Below are 15,474 nucleotides of genomic sequence, written 5' to 3' on the forward strand. Positions count from 1 at the left end.
CGGGCTTAATGGCATGACAGCATCTTACCATTACCTAATTTGTTGATATATAACTAGCTGATTTCAAGAAAAATAAACTAGCTTGAAGTAAATCTCGCTACGATCGTCATGATCAGGTTTGCTATCCGGCTCTGGTTCGCTTCCTTACTCTTCTTTTATAGCGGAGCAAGTCTTTTTGCCCAAAAAACGATAGTAGAAACGGTCAGTATGCCTCCGGGTATCGATCCGCACGAGATCGCCGACATTCGTCAGGACAGCCGCGGATATCTCTGGCTCGCGACTGGCTCGGGGCTGCTCCGGTTTGATGGCTATAACTGGACGGTGTACCAGCACGACCCAAAAAACGCTAATTCGCTGGCTGGCGACCAGGTAAGAAGTATTTGTCCAACACGCGACGGGTTGATATGGATCGGTGGATGGAGCGCGGGACTGGATTGCCTGGACCCCCAAACCGGAAAGTTCACACATTATCAGGTTGTCAAACGAAAAGAATACGAGTACGAAGACAATGCAATCAGCGCGTTGGTGGAAGATCATCTGGGCAATCTCTGGGTTGGTACAGTAGGTGGACTATACCGTTTTGAGAAGTCCACGGGCACATTTGTAAGTTATAAATCCATTGCAAAAGACCCTAAGACGATAAGTCACCCGGAAGTCGCGAGTATTTTCGAGGATAAAGAGGGCACAATCTGGGTCGGAACAGGTCAACAGGGCAGCACGAAGCCAATGGAAGGCGGCCTCAACAAGCTTGACCGGAAAACATCCACATTCACGCGTTACCTCCACATCCCCGGAGATCCGAACAGCCTGGTTGAGAACCGGATATTCGCCATTTTTGAAGACAGCCGAGGTACATTCTGGGTGGGAACGGGTGGTGACGGCTTGCATACCTTTGATCGAAAAACCGGCAAATTCACCCGGCACCCGTTTCAGGATGCACATCCCGACAGGCTCAGCCGCCCGTTTCCCAAAGAAAAAAACCTGCGTTCATTTCCCACGACCGGAATCCGGTTTATTTTGGAAGACCCGGCTGGCGGCATCTGGATCGGGACGCTCGATGCCGGCGCAAACCGCTACGATCCAAAATCGGGGATGGTAACCACGTACAAAACCGCGGAAAACGGCATGCCCGATTTCAACCTTCTTTCGGCGTGCCGCACCCGGGACGGTACGCTTTGGGTGGGGAGCATACCGGGACATTTGATCAAAATCACAACGAAGGAGAGCCCGATCACGGAAGTAAAAATGCGATCGGGCATTCATTATTTTGAGGAAGATTCGACGAATACACTTTGGATCGGGTCGATTGTGGGCTTGCTAACCGGTGATTTTGTTTCAAAAAGTGCCTCTGAATGGCTCAGCGAGGCAAACCAAACCTCACTGATGAGCGATCATGTAACCCGGCTTAACCGCGACAGGCAAGGAAACCGCTGGATTTCTACCTGGAACAATGGGTTATATTGGTATGAACACACGAATGGCGGGCATTCCGCGGGAAAATTCACGCATTATTTACACGATTCAACTAATATGTCGAGCATCAGTCCAGGCGAGGCGGCTGGCTATTATCAGGACCGGGCGGGGACGAATTGGGTGCTCACAGCGGGAGGTCTGGACAAGCTGGACACTCGTTCCGGAAAATTCACACATTACCGGCACGACGAGCGTGACAGTACTTCAATTAGCAATAATTACATTCTGGCTGTCATTGAAGACCATACCGGAGCATTTTGGGTCGGGACAAACAGCGGCGGATTGAACCTGATGGACCGGAAATCGGGAAAGTTCAAACATTTTTTACCATGGACAATTGTTACCCAGCTGGTGGAAGATGCGGCGGGTACTTTGTGGGTAGCCTCCACCGCCGGGCTCCATTATTTCGATCGCAAACGTGGGAATTTTGTGGCGTTCAATGATCCGGGCACCGGCAAACCCTTTCCATTTATAAGAGCAATGATCGAGGATGATCAGAGAAACTTGTGGTTAGCTGTCACTAGAGGTATTGCTGTAATTGGTGCTGACAGGCGCTCGTTTCGGCTTTTTGGTACCAATTACGGCATCTCGCCCGGCGAAGATTTCTTTTTTGGCGGGAGCTACAAAAGGCGTGACGGCAGCATTTATTTCGGCAGCATGGACAGGTATTTCCATTTCCAGCCGGAAGAATTGTTAAAGCATCAACCGATCGCTCCAATACTTCATTTTGCCGCTTTTCGGGTACATAACCGTGTCATTACGCCCGGCAGCAGCTCCGTTGAGCTGGCTCATCATCAGAATGTGTTTTCCATCGATTTTGCGGCCATCGATTTCCGGCATCTGGAGCTGCATTTATATACCTATAAGCTTGAAAATTACGATCTGGAATGGCATCCGATCAGCGCGGCACGCACGGCAGATTATTCCAATGTGCCGCCGGGAAGCTATAAATTCCGCGTTCGGGCAGCCAATAGTGATGGAATCTGGGTTGAAAAATCCATGTCTATTCACATTTCGCCTCCGTGGTGGCGAACCGGCTGGGCTTATGCCATGTATGTCCTGATCCTGAGCGGATTTTTCTTTGGCGGCTGGCAAGCTTTGCTACGCCGGGAACGAGCAAAAAACGCATTGAAGATCCGGGAGATCAAAGCGCAGCAATTGCTGGAAATGGACCGGCTGAAGTCCGATTTCTTTACCAATGTAACCCACGAATTTCGCACGCCATTGACGCTCATTTTGAGCCCATTAGAACATTGGTTATCCAAAATTCCTGAAAATGATCCCTACGCTCCCCAGTTCCGAAGCATGCTGCGGAATGGCAAGAGTTTGTTGCATCTGGTGAATCAGTTACTTGACCTTTCCAGGCTGGAAGAAGGCAAAATGCCACTCGATACGCAGCCAGGCGATCTGATCCATTTCGTAAACCGGGTCGCAGGCTCGTTCCATTCTCTTGCTGAAAGTCGTGGGATTCAATTTCAGGTCGTGGCGCCGGAGGGAAATCTCTGGTTGAAATTCGATGCAGATAAGCTGGAAAAAGTGTTAAATAACCTGCTTTCTAATGCATTCAAGTTTACGCAGGACAATGGGCAGGTTTTGGTGTCGTTGCAATTATTGCCGGTTCAGGAGATTCGGCAAAAATATTCTGACAAACCAACCCTTTGGGCAGAAATAAAAATTAAGGACAATGGTACCGGGATTTCGGCTGACCAGCTCGACCGCGTTTTCGATCGGTTTTATCAAATTGATCATTCACCCGCTCGCGAGCACGAGGGCTCAGGCATTGGTCTGGCGCTCGCACGCGAGCTGGTGGAATTGCATCAGGGAACGATTAAGGTATCCAGCACGCCGGGTCAGGGAAGTGAGTTTGTGGTATTGTTGCCGCTGGAAATGCTTCATGCTGCGCAAGCCGGGCAGCTAAGTACCTCGCCAGTCGTTGCAAAAACCAGTCAGTTCTCTGAAAATGTTGAGACGAGTATTTCGGAAAAAGAGATACTGGAAAGTTCATATCTAAATTCCGAAATTCCGCTGATTCTGGTCGTAGAAGATCATGCTGATCTTCGCGATTTCATAAAGCGCTCGTTGACGGAAAATGGAATTTACCGGGTTATAAAAGCCGTCAATGGTGCCGAAGGTTACAAACTCGCCCAGGAACAAATTCCGGATCTGATCATTTCGGATATCATGATGCCATCCCAGACGGGTATAAAAATGGATGGTTTGGACTTATGCCGGCGTTTAAAAAACGATCAGAATACGAGTCACATTCCGGTTATTTTACTTACCGCCAAAACTACGGTCGAGAACAAGTTGCAGGGATTGGGCACGGGCGCCGATGATTATCTGACCAAACCATTCGAAGTACGGGAGCTTCTCATCCGCGTCGCTAACCTGATCGAGGGCCGCCGCCAGCTTAAAGAAAGATACAGTCGCGAGGTTATTTTGCAGCCTGCCAACATTGCGATTTCCTCCGTTGACGAGCAGTTTTTAGGTCGGGCAATGGCCATCATCGAGCAGTATATGTCTGATGAAAATTTCAATGTTGAAACATTTGGCAAAGAAATCGGCATGAGCCGGATGCAGCTCTACCGTAAGCTGCAAGCATTAACGGGCCAATCTCCAAGCGATTTTATAAGAACCATCCGCCTCCAACGCGCCGCGCAGCTGTTATCTTCCAATGCAGGCACCGTATCTCAGATCGCCGATCAGGTCGGTTTTGCCTCGCACTCCTACTTCTCCAAATGCTTCCAGGAACAGTTTGGCAAGACGCCGTCCGCATTCGTCGCAGAACTCGACCGCACACTTTAAGCTGCGCCGACTTACTGACGTTTACACCTCACCGGTTACCAGTTTTACAGCTTTTGTAACAACTGTTACAGTCTTTTCAATCTCGAAAACCTGGGTTTTCTGCGTGTTACGAGCGTGTTACATTGAGGGCTGATCGTGCTAACTGAGGCTTTTCAAGGATAATTACCTTCACAAAAGCATTACAGCACGCTCCGTTTCGCATTTAACAGAAAGTAAGACTATGACCAGCAAAAAATTGCTACTCACCGCGATGATTGTCATTCAATTTGTGACGAATGCATTTACACAAGCCTTACCAGCAAAAACGATCACGCGAATCGACAGCTTATTCGCAAACTGGACTACCAACAGGAGCCCGGGCTGCTCGATCGGTATTGTGAGAAACGACACGCTCATTTATTCGAAAGGCTATGGTTTGGCGAACCTGGAATACCATGTTGCCAACACCCCTGAAACCATCTTTCATCACCTGCTCAACGAGAACTGGTGGATGAGCCACTTAACCATGCTACGGGATTCCAAAAGCCACATTACGGGCTTCGAAGTCAATGCATTCGGAGTGAAGCATTTGAAATTTAATAAGATAAACAACGAGCACGAATGACATCTGCAATCATCTCAACTCCCATGAAAACCAACTCAACCGACCAGGACAAAAAGCTGCTGCTCATCCTGATCATTGTCTACGCGATCGTGATCCTGATCATCTGCTTTCTTGCATTCGACAGCGTGCTGCAATTTTTCAGGTACATTCTTTCTCACACAAATCTCACTTCAAACAACGGCCATGATCAGTTTCTTTCAGGAAAATAAACAGTCAGAATCAGCAAAATTTTCATCCCAAAAGGCCCTGGAAGATACTTGTCCGTGGTAATGATGTGGCTGTTCTGCGCATTATTTCTAAAAATCTGCCGTCAAATTCACATTCACTCCTTTCGAACTCATCCAAACCTCTCACGCCAGCACCATGGAAATTGCACTAGAAAATACGAATCCCAAAAGCATTACCATTCGAAAAGGCCGGTACTTCTTTGTTTCAATGGCTATTCTTTTTCCAATTCTGACTGCACTTGGATTTGTACCGGATTACCAGATGTTCGCGCAGGAGAACATTCACTTGCATTGGTTTTTGCACGTTCATGGTCTCATTATGACTGCCTGGCTGGGAATCTTTCTGGCGCAAACGTTACTGATCGCAAAGGATAATGTGAAACTTCACCGGAAGCTCGGGCCAATCGGATTTGTATTTGGCATTCTGGTGTGGGCGTCGCTGGTAGGAATTACTGTTCGCGCCTTGATCGTCAACAATCCGCCGGAATCGGGCGGGCAGTTCGACATTTTGTTTATTCAGCTTTACTTACTGGTTCTTTTCGGGATTTTCTTTGCCTGGGGAATGCGCGTAAGAAAGCAGGCGGCCGCACACAAAAGACTACTTTTACTGGCAACGCTGATCGTCATTCAGGCCGGCATTGATCGGATAAGATTTCTGCCAGGTCTTGAAATAGCCGTTTTTATCCGATTTATCTATCTCGATATTTTGCTGATCCCTCTGTTCATCTACGACTGGCTCAGCCTCAGACGCATTCATTTTATTACCTGGTTTGGCACGTTGGTCATCGTCATTTTTCAAACCGGTATCACGCTGAGTTGGGGCTCTCCCGGCTGGCACCATTTCTGGTTTACTGCGATCACGCCATTTGTGGAGCGGTTACCTGAAATCAAGCTCACGGACGCGCAAGGTGACCTACTTGTAGGTAATTACGAAGATCAAAAATGGCATTTAACGGTCAGCCGTGAGGGCGGAATACTCTACTTGCAATTACCCGGAAATCCCAAATGGGAACTCGGTGCAACCTCCGAAACTGACCTATTCGTCAAAGGCGACAACTGGAAACTTCATTTTGTAAAAGGAACCGATGAGAATGTGACAAAGCTGGTAAACGATCAGGTCTTTAAGGTTTGGGAAGTGCCGAGAATGCCGTAACATGGCATGATTACTTTTCAAAATACCTCAATAAACAAGGCCAGATTAGAAAGTTTTGGCGGAATTTACCCTCTAAAATGTCGCATTTGCACAGGTTTAAATGCCGTAATAAATTCCACCTTTGCATTGTCAACACTAACAAACTACAAATCAGCTGTGTGCGGTATAGTGAGAAAACAGTTGTTAGCCTCATCACAGCGATTATGTGAAGGGAATTAACAAACACATTGACAACGGGAATGCAGGATTACGTCATAAATACATTCAAAATCTAACATATTATGAGAACAATCAATCCCTGGATCAACTTCAATGGAAATGCTGAAGAGGCATTCACATTTTACAAATCAGTTTTTGGCGGAGAATTCACAAAAATCATTCGTTTTAAAGACTTAGCAAGTGCCGAATTTCCCGTGCCGGAAAATGAGGCAGATAAAATAATGACCATTGCATTGCCTTTGGGAAGACACAATGTGTTGATAGCGAATGACGTCCCCGAATTTATGGGACCAGTAAACGAAAACGAAAACAGGTCTAAAATATCAATTAGTGCAGAAAGTCGTGAAGAAGCAGACAGAATTTTCAACGGACTATCAGCAGGTGGAAGTGTTGAAGGGCCAATGGACGAAAGCCCCTGGGGCACGTACGCCGCAATGTTCCGGGACAAATACGGCATTGAATGGATCGTGGAATTCGACCCGAATTTATAAGGGGTAAGTTTAACTAAAGAAAAAATGCCGTCTCGGATTTCCGGCGCGGCATTTTTCTGTTCAGCACTAGTTCGCTTCCAGCTCCAAACTGGCCATTGTGGTCAGCTCTACACGCGCTTGCTTTGGCAAACCTGCTACGGCTATGCAGGTGCGGGTTGGGTAGCGGTCGGTGAAATAGGTTTGGTATACTGCGTTCAGTTCGTCGAAATACCGCATATCTGTGAGATATACCGTAACGCTCACAATATGGCTGAATGTCAAATTGTGCTCGTTGAGTACTGTTTCAATATTTGTAAACACCTGCCTAACCTCGTCCTGGAAGGAAGTAGTTACCAGCTGTCCACCAGCGGAGCCGATCTGACCCGAAATAAAAAGGAATCCGTTGGACACCAAAGCTTTTGAAATTGGAACTGCCGGTGCAGCAGCATTTTCATTTGTACTCATAGGATAAATTGTTATTAAAATGTTTGCATCTCAGCACCAAGTTATGCCCTTTGCTCAAAAGAAATCGATCTTGCTCAAATTAAAAAATCAACAACTTCCGGATCTCAGGCAGACATCATAAGTATATTTTACCGCACTCTTCCTCTACAACAATACAGCAATCCAAGGCTCATGCGACTTAGAAAATGTGCCAATTCGCTTAATGTGAGCATCTTTGTAACAACCTGGGCACACAGATAACGGCCTGATGAATGAGACTTTAAAAAGAATAAATTATGACAGAAAATAAATTACTAAGGATGGACAATGTCGGCATCGTGGTGGAATCACTCGATGACGCTATTTCGTTTTTCTCGGAGATAGGTTTAAAACTCGAAGGACGGGGAAAAGTAGAAGGAGAATGGGCTGGCCGCGTTACAGGACTCGGTTCCCAGTCCGTCGAGATCGCCATGATGGTTACTCCGGATGGCCATAGTCGCCTCGAACTTTCGAGATTTGTCACACCTCCTACTATATCGGATCACCGGACCGCACCTGTGAACGCGCTTGGTTATCTGCGTGTCATGTTCACCGTTGAAGACATCGACGAAATGGTGTCCAGACTAACCAAGCACGGCGCCCAGGTGGTCGGAGAAATCGTTCAGTATGAGAATGCGTACCGGCTTTGCTACATTCGCGGAACCGAAGGACTGCTCATCGGATTGGCAGAAGAAATTGGTAAAAAATAAGCGAAACGTTGTCTTTATTTTACAACTTCGCTCACCAAAATGACAGGAACAACATTGGTATAGTTTGCAAAATCTGCGCGAATGGCATCCCTGTTTGGCGCCACAGCTGCCTGATATTCGCTCAGGCTTTTTACATAAAATGTCCCAATTGCCAGAAAAGGTAAAGGTTGGTTTGGAATTCCACTGGCCAGGCCTTTCTCAATGGTGTATTTAACCAAATTTGCTCCCAAGTAACCCGCTACCATGGGCATATGTTTCGTTTCGTAATACTCCATATTGAAGGTTTTACCCTCTGCAAAAGGATACATGATGGATATCTTGGTCAAACCTTTTTCTGCAACATTAACTTCATTATTTCCAGATTTCGAAGGTTGCTTTTCTTGACCAAATGAAACAAAAAAAGTGGCTAAAAGGAGAAACGATAAAATTAGTGTAAACTTCATGGCTAGTTGATTTTTAGTTATTTAACAGATAAATTATTCGTAATATATACATTAAATTGACCCAAATTATTGTCGCCCGTACGGAAAATTATCAACCCGAATGTTGTGGAAGCAACATCACCTGCGCCGACTCAAATGAATGGCTCTTTCTATTCGTGGCCGGTTATATCGTTGCAGAAAAACAGGATATAGGTTTAGCAAGATATTTAATATCAACAACCATAAAGACTGTATAATCCCAAACTCAATTGCCACAAAAATATTGAAACCCAAAACGATAATGAAGATAATCAAATGCCCTAATTCAGAGTGCTTGGTTCGGTAATGCAGATGTGTGAGGGCCTTTGTATTCTTTTCTATTGGATTGGATTTTTTGTTCAATTTTTCCCAGCCCGTCCAAACCAGTAATTTTCGATAGAAATTTACTCCAAAAGATTCATATATTTTTCCTTTGCACTCCCACTCTTTTTCGTTGAAATAGGGTGATGTAAGTGGGCTTTTTAAGGTTTCGGTAAAAGTGAGGGCGCATGCCATCAGCAGGAAATTGAGAGCCCAGGCAAATGCAAAGCCCTGCACACCAATAAAATGAATTAAGGCGTAGACTAAGGCAATGGTAACTATTGGAATAAGAATCAAAGTAAAGGCTCTTCTCATTGATTATTTTGTCTGGTAAATTCCTGCCGCAATTTTTTTGACAAACAGTTTTCGCAACCCGCCCTATGTCGGACAGCGTAAAGATAATGGTAAGAAATTCTTAAATTGTCTCTGACATTAAAACGCAAACCTTTGTTATGACAAAATCTTGTCTGCTGCTCTTACACCTCCTTCTTGCCTCCTATCTTTCCTTTTCACAGGCTGAGAAATCTCTTAATTTTCCGGATGGAACAAAAATACCGGCTTGGTTTTCAGACAGTTCAAAGATAAGGTTGGAAGATTTGGGCAAACAGTTTGTCATCACAAAACACGGGGCATCAAGCGATAGCAATTTGGTGCAAACCGCCGTTATCCAAAAAATCATCGATCTCGCCCATCAGCAAGGCGGCGGTGTGATTGTCATCCCGAAAGGCACATTTCTAAGCGGTGCATTATTTTTCAAACCAAAAACGCATTTATACGTTTCCGAAGGCGCAACATTAAAAGGGTCCGATAAGATAGCCGATTACCCAAGTATGCCGTCGAGAATGGAAGGGCAAAACCTGGATTACTTTCCTGCGCTCGTGAATGCATATGGCGTTGACGGTTTCACTATTTCCGGGAAAGGCGTCATTGACGGAAACGGGCTGAATTACTGGAAAGCATTTTGGCAAAGGAGAAAAGAAAACCCGAATTGCACCAACCTCGAAGTTTCCCGTCCACGACTGGTTTTCATTTGGAAAAGCAATGATGTGCAGGTCCAGGATGTAAGATTGCAAAATTCAGGTTTCTGGACAAGCCACTATTATCAATGCAACAACATTAAAATCCTGAACGTACGCATTACCGCGCCCCACGAACCCATAAAAGCACCCAGTACGGACGCGATCGACCTTGATGTTTGTAATAATGTGTTGATAAAAGGCTGCTATCTGGCCGTAAATGACGACGCAATTGCATTAAAAGGCGGAAAAGGTCCCTACGCGGACACGGACAAAGGAAATGGAGCAAATACAAATGTGATCATCGAAGACAGCGAATTCGGTTTTTGCCATGCCGCTTTGACCTGCGGCAGTGAAGCCATTCACAACAAAAACATTGTCATGCGTAATTGTCACATTACCAATGCAATGCGAGTGCTTTGGCTTAAAATGAGACCTGATACGCCGCAAAAATACGAGTTCGTCAGCGTGGAAAATATCGATGGTTATGCGTACAGTTTGATTTACGTAAAGCCCTGGAAGCAATTCTTTGATTTGAAAGGAAGAAAAGACGTGCCCCTGTCCTACTGCGACAATATTAGCCTGAAAAACATTAACCTGCGCTGCGAAGTGTTTTTCGACGTCAGTCCCGGTGACTATGATAAGCTGTCGAGATTCATTTTTGAGGATTTGAATATAACTGCTAAAAATGCCGCTTACGATAAGAGCGTGGTGCAGGACTTCAAGCTGACCAATGTTAAGGTAAATGAAAAGGTGATCAATTAGGCGATTTTCGATATTAGCAGCCGACGCCAGGACAATCAACCCTCAATTGGTCGCAAGTCGCTGAATGCCAGTAACAGTGAGATTACACCGATCACAAAAAAACTGACGTACGGAGCTCCCCGAATGCAGGTAGCATGATATCGATACCCAGAGCAGTAAGGGTCATGGCGCAGGCAGACAAAGCAATAAACTCGGCTGATTTCATTTTCATCATATCTTCAAAATTAAAGACTTAATGTTGATCAGACAGGGTGTAAATTAGACTTTATGAGGGGCCGATCCGGACAAGTTTTAGCATCGGCTACACCAAATCCCACTCCTTCCGCGGTTTCCTGGAAAGGAGCTTGTTTGCTTCTTTGTCCCCTACAAACTTCTCTTTCTCTGCATTCCAGGTTAGTTCTCTTTTGAGGCGGTAGGAAATGAGGCCGAGGTGCATTGGCATGGTGAGTTCGCGGGCATATGCAAGGTTGGATTCGGGCTGCGTTCTTGCTTTGACGGCGTCGACGAAGTTTTGCTGATGGCCCGGTGACCGTGGATTGGTGATGGGAACGCTTGCAATGTCGGTCATAGTTTCACCGTTAATGTTGATTTTGCGGGTGTTATAATCACACATCAGCGTTCCTTTATCTCCTTCAAAAAATGCCCCAATCCCCTGATCAGCAGCACCGGGAATATCGGGCGGCAGAGACGTCCAAAGGATTTTCAAACCATCAAATTCATAATCCACATTCAATGTTTTTGGCGCATCGGCAATGCCAGTGTAAGCCTCACCGGTCGCTTTTATTTTTTTCAAACCCTTTGGCTGGATGGACGAGTAAACGACATCGGCAATATGGCACCAGAAATCGGCAAACTCCCCTCCCGAATAATCGAGAAAATAGCGGTAGGTGAAATGGCATTTTTCCGGAATGTATTCCGTAAAAGGCGCCGGCCCAAGCCACATATCCCAGTTCAGGGTTTTCGGGACAGCCTGAACCGTGGGCGAACCCAGTTCTTTGGTCGTCGACTGCTTCCATAGGCGTACCGTATGCACATTTCCTATTGCGCCGGATTTGATAATTTCAACCACCCTGTGAAAGTTGTCACCGGCATGGATCTGGTTACCCATCTGAAAGATGCGGTTGTTCTTTTCCATGTTTTTCAACATCATTTTCCCTTCACGCTGACAGTAGGAAAGCGGTTTTTCACCATACACATCTTTCCCGGCCTGAAACGCCAGCGCCGCGATCTGTGCATGCCAGTGATCCGGCGTAGCGATGGTGATAGCGTCAATGTCCTTGCGGTCCAGTATTTTCCTGAAATCCCCGTAAGTGTCCACTTTAATGCCGGGCTTCATGCCTTCCAGCTTGGTTTTCGTTTCGCCCAGGTGCAATTCATCCACATCGCAAAGTGCTACAATTTCCACTTCCGGCAAATCAGCAAACCATTTCATGTGATTATTCCCCATTCCGCCGACACCGATATGGGCTATACGCAGGCGGTCGCTGGCTGGCGCTTTGCCATAAAGGGAAGGTAAAATGGTGAACCCAAGCGCGCCGAGACCCGCCATTTTTACAAAATCTCTCCTGTTGGTATGCACACTCATGGATGTGGGATTAAGGTTTTAGGTAGTTGTTATTTGAGTTAAAGGCCGTTAGGAAGCAGAAATTACTCTATTTTAATACTCCCGCGTTACGACGCAGGTTAACGGCGCATTTTCTCCCCTTTTTTGACTATTTTTCAAAGCAAAGCAGTCCTAACCTTATTTTTGTAACATATCGGATATGAAACATTCTTTTCTCCTGATTTTAAGTTTTTGTCTCACCATAAGCCAGATCAATGCGGCCGAAATCGGGAGAATACCTGAAAAAGCGCTTCCACGCATTGCTATTGCCGGATTAGGGATCGAGTCCAGCACATTTTCACCTGCATTAACCACCGAAGAAGCTTTCAAAGCGAAATATGGCGATGATATTTTCACTTCCTACCCGTTTTTAGCAAAGGATTCAGTTGACCGCGGACGCGCCAACTGGATCCCGGCCCTGATGGGCAAATCGCTTCCCGGCGGGGCGGTTACACGCGAAGCCTATGAGTCGCTGGTTAAGCAGACATTGGCATTGCTGAAAAAGAACGGACCTTATGACGGCCTTTTCTTCGACATTCATGGCGCGATGAGCGTAGTGGGGCTTGATGATCCGGAAGGTGATTTCATTGTTCGGATTCGTGCTGTTATTGGCACAAAAACCATTATTTCAACTTCCATGGACTTGCACGGAAACGTTTCCTGGCGGCTCGCGCAAAACACGGATTTGATCACTTGCTACCGGATGGCTCCGCATGAAGATGCTATGCAGTCTAAGAAAAGAGCAGTTGATAATCTGCTGGCCAGGCTCGAAAGTGGTAAAGGAAAACCTGCTTACAAAGCCTGGATCCCGGTTCCTATCCTCCTTCCAGGCGAAAAAACAAGCACCAGAATTGAGCCTGGAAAGACATTATATTCCAAAGTCGCGCCTGCTGCGGCGCAAGCTGGTGTGATAGACGCCGCGATCTGGATTGGGTATGCATGGGCGGACGAGCCTCGTAATCATGCCGTTGTAATGGTAACCGGCGACGATAAGGCTGTTGTTTCAAAAACGGCGGAACAACTGGCCGCGAGCTTTTGGAAAGTAAGGTCGGACTTCGAATTCGTTGCGCCGACTGGCACATTGAAAGAAGCATTGGACAAAGCAGTAAAAAGTCAGAAACACCCGTTCTTCATCAGCGATTCGGGCGACAACCCGACAGCCGGCGGTGCGGGAGACGTTACCTGGACATTGCAGGAAATATTGGCGCGACCAGAGTTTAAGAACGACAACGGCCCGGCCCTGATCTACGCTTCTATTCCTGGCCCGGACCTTGTAAAGGCGGCCATTGCAGCCGGTGTGGGTAATAAAGTAGATGGCTACGCAGGCGCAAAAGTAGATTTCCGTTTAGCGCCTCCCCTGCACCTTGTCGGCACGGTGGAAGCGATCGAGCACGGCGACCGCAATGCGGAAACCGAGGTTGTGGTAAAAGTGGGCAGCGTACACATTATCGTCACTGCCAAACGCAAGCCTTACCATAAGGAAGCAGACTTTACCAGATTGGGGCTTAATCCAAGAAAAGCGGACATTGTAGTTGTGAAAATTGGTTATCTGGAACCAGAACTTTACAATATGCGTGCAGACTGGATCCTGGCATTAACGCCCGGCGGCGTCGATCAAAATCTGGAAACATTGGGCTATAAACGCATCAAAAGACCCATGTTCCCGTTGGACAAGGACATGAAAGAGCCTGATTTGAAGGCGCAGTTTGTACCGTCATCGGACACGAAGTAGGACAAAAAAAGCGATCTCACATGTTTGTGAGATCGCTGCCTGTTTGTGTGTGTTTGCTCTTAATGTGTGTGTGTTAATTATATGTGTGTGCTGATTAGTTATTATTTCTTTTCTTCTTTTTTGAATTATCAACAATCGCACCGGTTCCAGCTCCTACGCCAGCACCGATCAAACTTCCGACCAGGGCTCCCTCACCGCGCTTTTTGTTAACGATTGCACCAGTGATTGCGCCAGTCCCGGCTCCAACGACTGCTCCTTTTGCCGTATGGTTCCATCCTTTTTTACGCGCCGCGGGTGCAGGGGCAGTTGAATTGGCTGCAACAGTCCTTTCGCTTTTTTCTTCCGCAACTTTTGCTTCCTCAGCTTTCTTTTCGGCTTCGCGGTTGGCCATTACCGTATTCATAGAGTCTACAATTGCTTTCTTCTCCATAACATGCTTCATGGAATCGATTGCAAACTGCTTTTCTTTCAATAATGTCGCTTCCTTATCAGCGCTGCTATTGCAGGATGCCATGAAGATTGCTGCACTGATTATCGAAATGGGTAATTTGTTCATTTTGATGTTAGGTTGGTTAACATCACGGATTAGTCCTAAAACCGTGCCAACCTCACAATGCACTGCAAACAATACATTTTGGGGCACCTTGGTCGGATAGAGCCATCCTGAGATTGTCCAAATTGACGACCTTATCCACAATTTCGTCTTGATTGCAAGAAAAAGTACTAAAACAAAGCAGGAAACAACAGGAATCAAAAGCGGTATCTCATCGGATATAAGTCATAAGTGCAACGCCTGATTTAGCTGTTTTCACTTCCTGCAATGTGAGCGGGACCCGATCCTGAATGTTGGAAAAAAGAGGCTTACCCGCGCCCAGAATGATCGGGTGCACCGCCAGCCTGAAAATATCGACAAGACCCAGGTTAATAAAAGTTGTGATAAGATTTGCGCCACCGTAAAGCCACAAATTTTTGCCAGGCGCTGCCTTTAACTTTTCAATCTCACCGAGAATGTCGGAATGAATGTAAGTGGCTTTGCTATCCGGCGTTGCAGTTCTGGAAAACACGTATTTCGCTTTGCTATGGACTGTTTCCCACAGCTTTTGCTCGGCGGGACCAGCATTTGGTTCCGGCTGATATTGGCCCCACATGTCGTAGCTGATGCGTCCGTAAAGAATGGTGTCAATGCTGTCCAGAAAATCGGTAAAACTTGTAGCCTGAACATCTTCATCCATGATACACCAGTCGATTTCACCATTTGGACCTTCAATAAAGCCGTCCAGGGTGACAGCGAGGTCAAGCACTACTTTTCTCATTTTATTTTTTGGCTAATGTGAATTTCAAAATTATAAAATCATCTGATAATCCGACCACACCCACCAAAATACTCGCCAACCTCAAAAGAAACGTAGTGCCAATCCCCGGGGTGAAACCC

Annotated in this window: 14 protein-coding genes; 8 read left to right on the forward strand and 6 right to left on the reverse strand. The window is 46.4% G+C overall.

From position 1 onward, the window contains the following. Window positions 1-108 precede the first annotated feature (108 nt). From B5X68_RS13505 to B5X68_RS13525, 5 genes are all read left to right on the forward strand, one after another. The gene (locus B5X68_RS13505; RefSeq protein ID WP_082215182.1) at window positions 109-4,278 is read left to right on the forward strand and encodes a hybrid sensor histidine kinase/response regulator transcription factor; all 4,170 of its coding nucleotides are present in this window, start codon (window positions 109-111) and stop codon (window positions 4,276-4,278) included. Between the two features lie 220 nt (window positions 4,279-4,498). Further along, complete coding sequence (locus B5X68_RS13510) at window positions 4,499-4,882, forward strand: hypothetical protein (protein WP_082215183.1); 384 nt, start codon at window positions 4,499-4,501, stop codon at window positions 4,880-4,882. Beyond that, window positions 4,879-5,091: a hypothetical protein gene (locus B5X68_RS13515; RefSeq protein WP_082215184.1), complete on the forward strand. Its 213-nt coding sequence runs from the start codon at window positions 4,879-4,881 to the stop codon at window positions 5,089-5,091. The genes B5X68_RS13510 and B5X68_RS13515 overlap by 4 nt, the downstream gene beginning before the upstream one ends. 154 nt (window positions 5,092-5,245) lie before the next feature. Then, window positions 5,246-6,262, forward strand: coding sequence for a hypothetical protein (locus B5X68_RS13520; RefSeq protein WP_082215185.1), 1,017 nt, complete (start codon window positions 5,246-5,248; stop codon window positions 6,260-6,262). A 281-nt stretch (window positions 6,263-6,543) separates the two neighbouring features. Beyond that, entirely contained in the window at window positions 6,544-6,972 is a 429-nt protein-coding gene (locus B5X68_RS13525) for a VOC family protein (protein WP_082215186.1), read from the forward strand. Window positions 6,973-7,038: 66 nt separating this feature from the next. Here the strand turns inward: B5X68_RS13525 and B5X68_RS13530 are convergent, their stop codons facing one another. Continuing rightward, window positions 7,039-7,416, reverse strand: coding sequence for a RidA family protein (locus B5X68_RS13530; RefSeq protein ID WP_082215187.1), 378 nt, complete (start codon window positions 7,414-7,416; stop codon window positions 7,039-7,041). A 275-nt stretch (window positions 7,417-7,691) separates the two neighbouring features. On the opposite strand from B5X68_RS13530, the gene B5X68_RS13535 reads away from it, so the two are divergent. Then, window positions 7,692-8,144 (forward strand): VOC family protein, encoded by a 453-nt coding sequence (locus B5X68_RS13535; protein ID WP_082215188.1) that lies wholly within the window; start codon window positions 7,692-7,694, stop codon window positions 8,142-8,144. A 14-nt stretch (window positions 8,145-8,158) separates the two neighbouring features. On the opposite strand, the gene B5X68_RS13540 is transcribed toward B5X68_RS13535, so the two are convergent. Continuing rightward, window positions 8,159-8,587 (reverse strand): EthD family reductase, encoded by a 429-nt coding sequence (locus B5X68_RS13540; RefSeq protein WP_082215189.1) that lies wholly within the window; start codon window positions 8,585-8,587, stop codon window positions 8,159-8,161. A gap of 117 nt (window positions 8,588-8,704) precedes the next feature. Further along, window positions 8,705-9,241 carry a glycosyl-4,4'-diaponeurosporenoate acyltransferase CrtO family protein gene (locus B5X68_RS13545; RefSeq protein WP_082215190.1) on the reverse strand — a complete coding sequence of 179 codons (537 nt, stop codon included), beginning with the start codon at window positions 9,239-9,241 and terminating at the stop codon, window positions 8,705-8,707. Window positions 9,242-9,378: 137 nt separating this feature from the next. Between B5X68_RS13545 and B5X68_RS13550 the strand changes: the two genes are divergently transcribed. Then, on the forward strand, window positions 9,379-10,707 hold the full coding sequence (locus tag B5X68_RS13550) for a rhamnogalacturonidase (protein WP_082215191.1): 1,329 nt from the start codon (window positions 9,379-9,381) through the stop codon (window positions 10,705-10,707). A gap of 301 nt (window positions 10,708-11,008) precedes the next feature. Here B5X68_RS13550 and B5X68_RS13555 read toward each other — a convergent pair whose 3' ends face one another. Continuing rightward, complete coding sequence (locus B5X68_RS13555; protein WP_082215192.1) at window positions 11,009-12,292, reverse strand: Gfo/Idh/MocA family protein; 1,284 nt, start codon at window positions 12,290-12,292, stop codon at window positions 11,009-11,011. Between the two features lie 178 nt (window positions 12,293-12,470). On the opposite strand from B5X68_RS13555, the gene B5X68_RS13560 reads away from it, so the two are divergent. Beyond that, the gene (locus B5X68_RS13560) at window positions 12,471-14,042 is read left to right on the forward strand and encodes a M81 family metallopeptidase (protein ID WP_082215193.1); all 1,572 of its coding nucleotides are present in this window, start codon (window positions 12,471-12,473) and stop codon (window positions 14,040-14,042) included. Between the two features lie 94 nt (window positions 14,043-14,136). On the opposite strand, the gene B5X68_RS13565 is transcribed toward B5X68_RS13560, so the two are convergent. Together B5X68_RS13565 and B5X68_RS13570 are read right to left on the reverse strand one after the other, a co-directional pair. Next, a complete protein-coding gene (locus B5X68_RS13565; protein ID WP_229208396.1) occupies window positions 14,137-14,598 on the reverse strand; it encodes a YMGG-like glycine zipper-containing protein in 462 nt (153 codons plus the stop codon). Between the two features lie 208 nt (window positions 14,599-14,806). After that, window positions 14,807-15,355, reverse strand: coding sequence for a dihydrofolate reductase family protein (locus B5X68_RS13570; protein ID WP_082215194.1), 549 nt, complete (start codon window positions 15,353-15,355; stop codon window positions 14,807-14,809). Between the last annotated feature and the right edge of the window lie 119 nt (window positions 15,356-15,474).

Source organism: Dyadobacter psychrophilus, assembly GCF_900167945.1.
In the GTDB taxonomy this organism is placed as follows: domain Bacteria; phylum Bacteroidota; class Bacteroidia; order Cytophagales; family Spirosomataceae; genus Dyadobacter; species Dyadobacter psychrophilus.

Excerpts from the sequence above, each read along its gene's own strand:
- B5X68_RS13505 (WP_082215182.1), top strand. The coding sequence starts at position 109 with ATGATCAGGTTTGCTATCCGGCTCTGGTTCGCTTCCTTACTCTTCTTT.
- B5X68_RS13510 (WP_082215183.1), top strand. The coding sequence starts at position 4,499 with ATGACCAGCAAAAAATTGCTACTCACCGCGATGATTGTCATTCAATTT.
- B5X68_RS13515 (WP_082215184.1), top strand. The coding sequence starts at position 4,879 with ATGACATCTGCAATCATCTCAACTCCCATGAAAACCAACTCAACCGAC.
- B5X68_RS13520 (WP_082215185.1), top strand. The coding sequence starts at position 5,246 with ATGGAAATTGCACTAGAAAATACGAATCCCAAAAGCATTACCATTCGA.
- B5X68_RS13525 (WP_082215186.1), top strand. The coding sequence starts at position 6,544 with ATGAGAACAATCAATCCCTGGATCAACTTCAATGGAAATGCTGAAGAG.
- B5X68_RS13530 (WP_082215187.1), bottom strand. The coding sequence starts at position 7,416 with ATGAGTACAAATGAAAATGCTGCTGCACCGGCAGTTCCAATTTCAAAA.
- B5X68_RS13535 (WP_082215188.1), top strand. The coding sequence starts at position 7,692 with ATGACAGAAAATAAATTACTAAGGATGGACAATGTCGGCATCGTGGTG.
- B5X68_RS13540 (WP_082215189.1), bottom strand. The coding sequence starts at position 8,587 with ATGAAGTTTACACTAATTTTATCGTTTCTCCTTTTAGCCACTTTTTTT.
- B5X68_RS13545 (WP_082215190.1), bottom strand. The coding sequence starts at position 9,241 with ATGAGAAGAGCCTTTACTTTGATTCTTATTCCAATAGTTACCATTGCC.
- B5X68_RS13550 (WP_082215191.1), top strand. The coding sequence starts at position 9,379 with ATGACAAAATCTTGTCTGCTGCTCTTACACCTCCTTCTTGCCTCCTAT.
- B5X68_RS13555 (WP_082215192.1), bottom strand. The coding sequence starts at position 12,292 with ATGAGTGTGCATACCAACAGGAGAGATTTTGTAAAAATGGCGGGTCTC.
- B5X68_RS13560 (WP_082215193.1), top strand. The coding sequence starts at position 12,471 with ATGAAACATTCTTTTCTCCTGATTTTAAGTTTTTGTCTCACCATAAGC.
- B5X68_RS13565 (WP_229208396.1), bottom strand. The coding sequence starts at position 14,598 with ATGAACAAATTACCCATTTCGATAATCAGTGCAGCAATCTTCATGGCA.
- B5X68_RS13570 (WP_082215194.1), bottom strand. The coding sequence starts at position 15,355 with ATGAGAAAAGTAGTGCTTGACCTCGCTGTCACCCTGGACGGCTTTATT.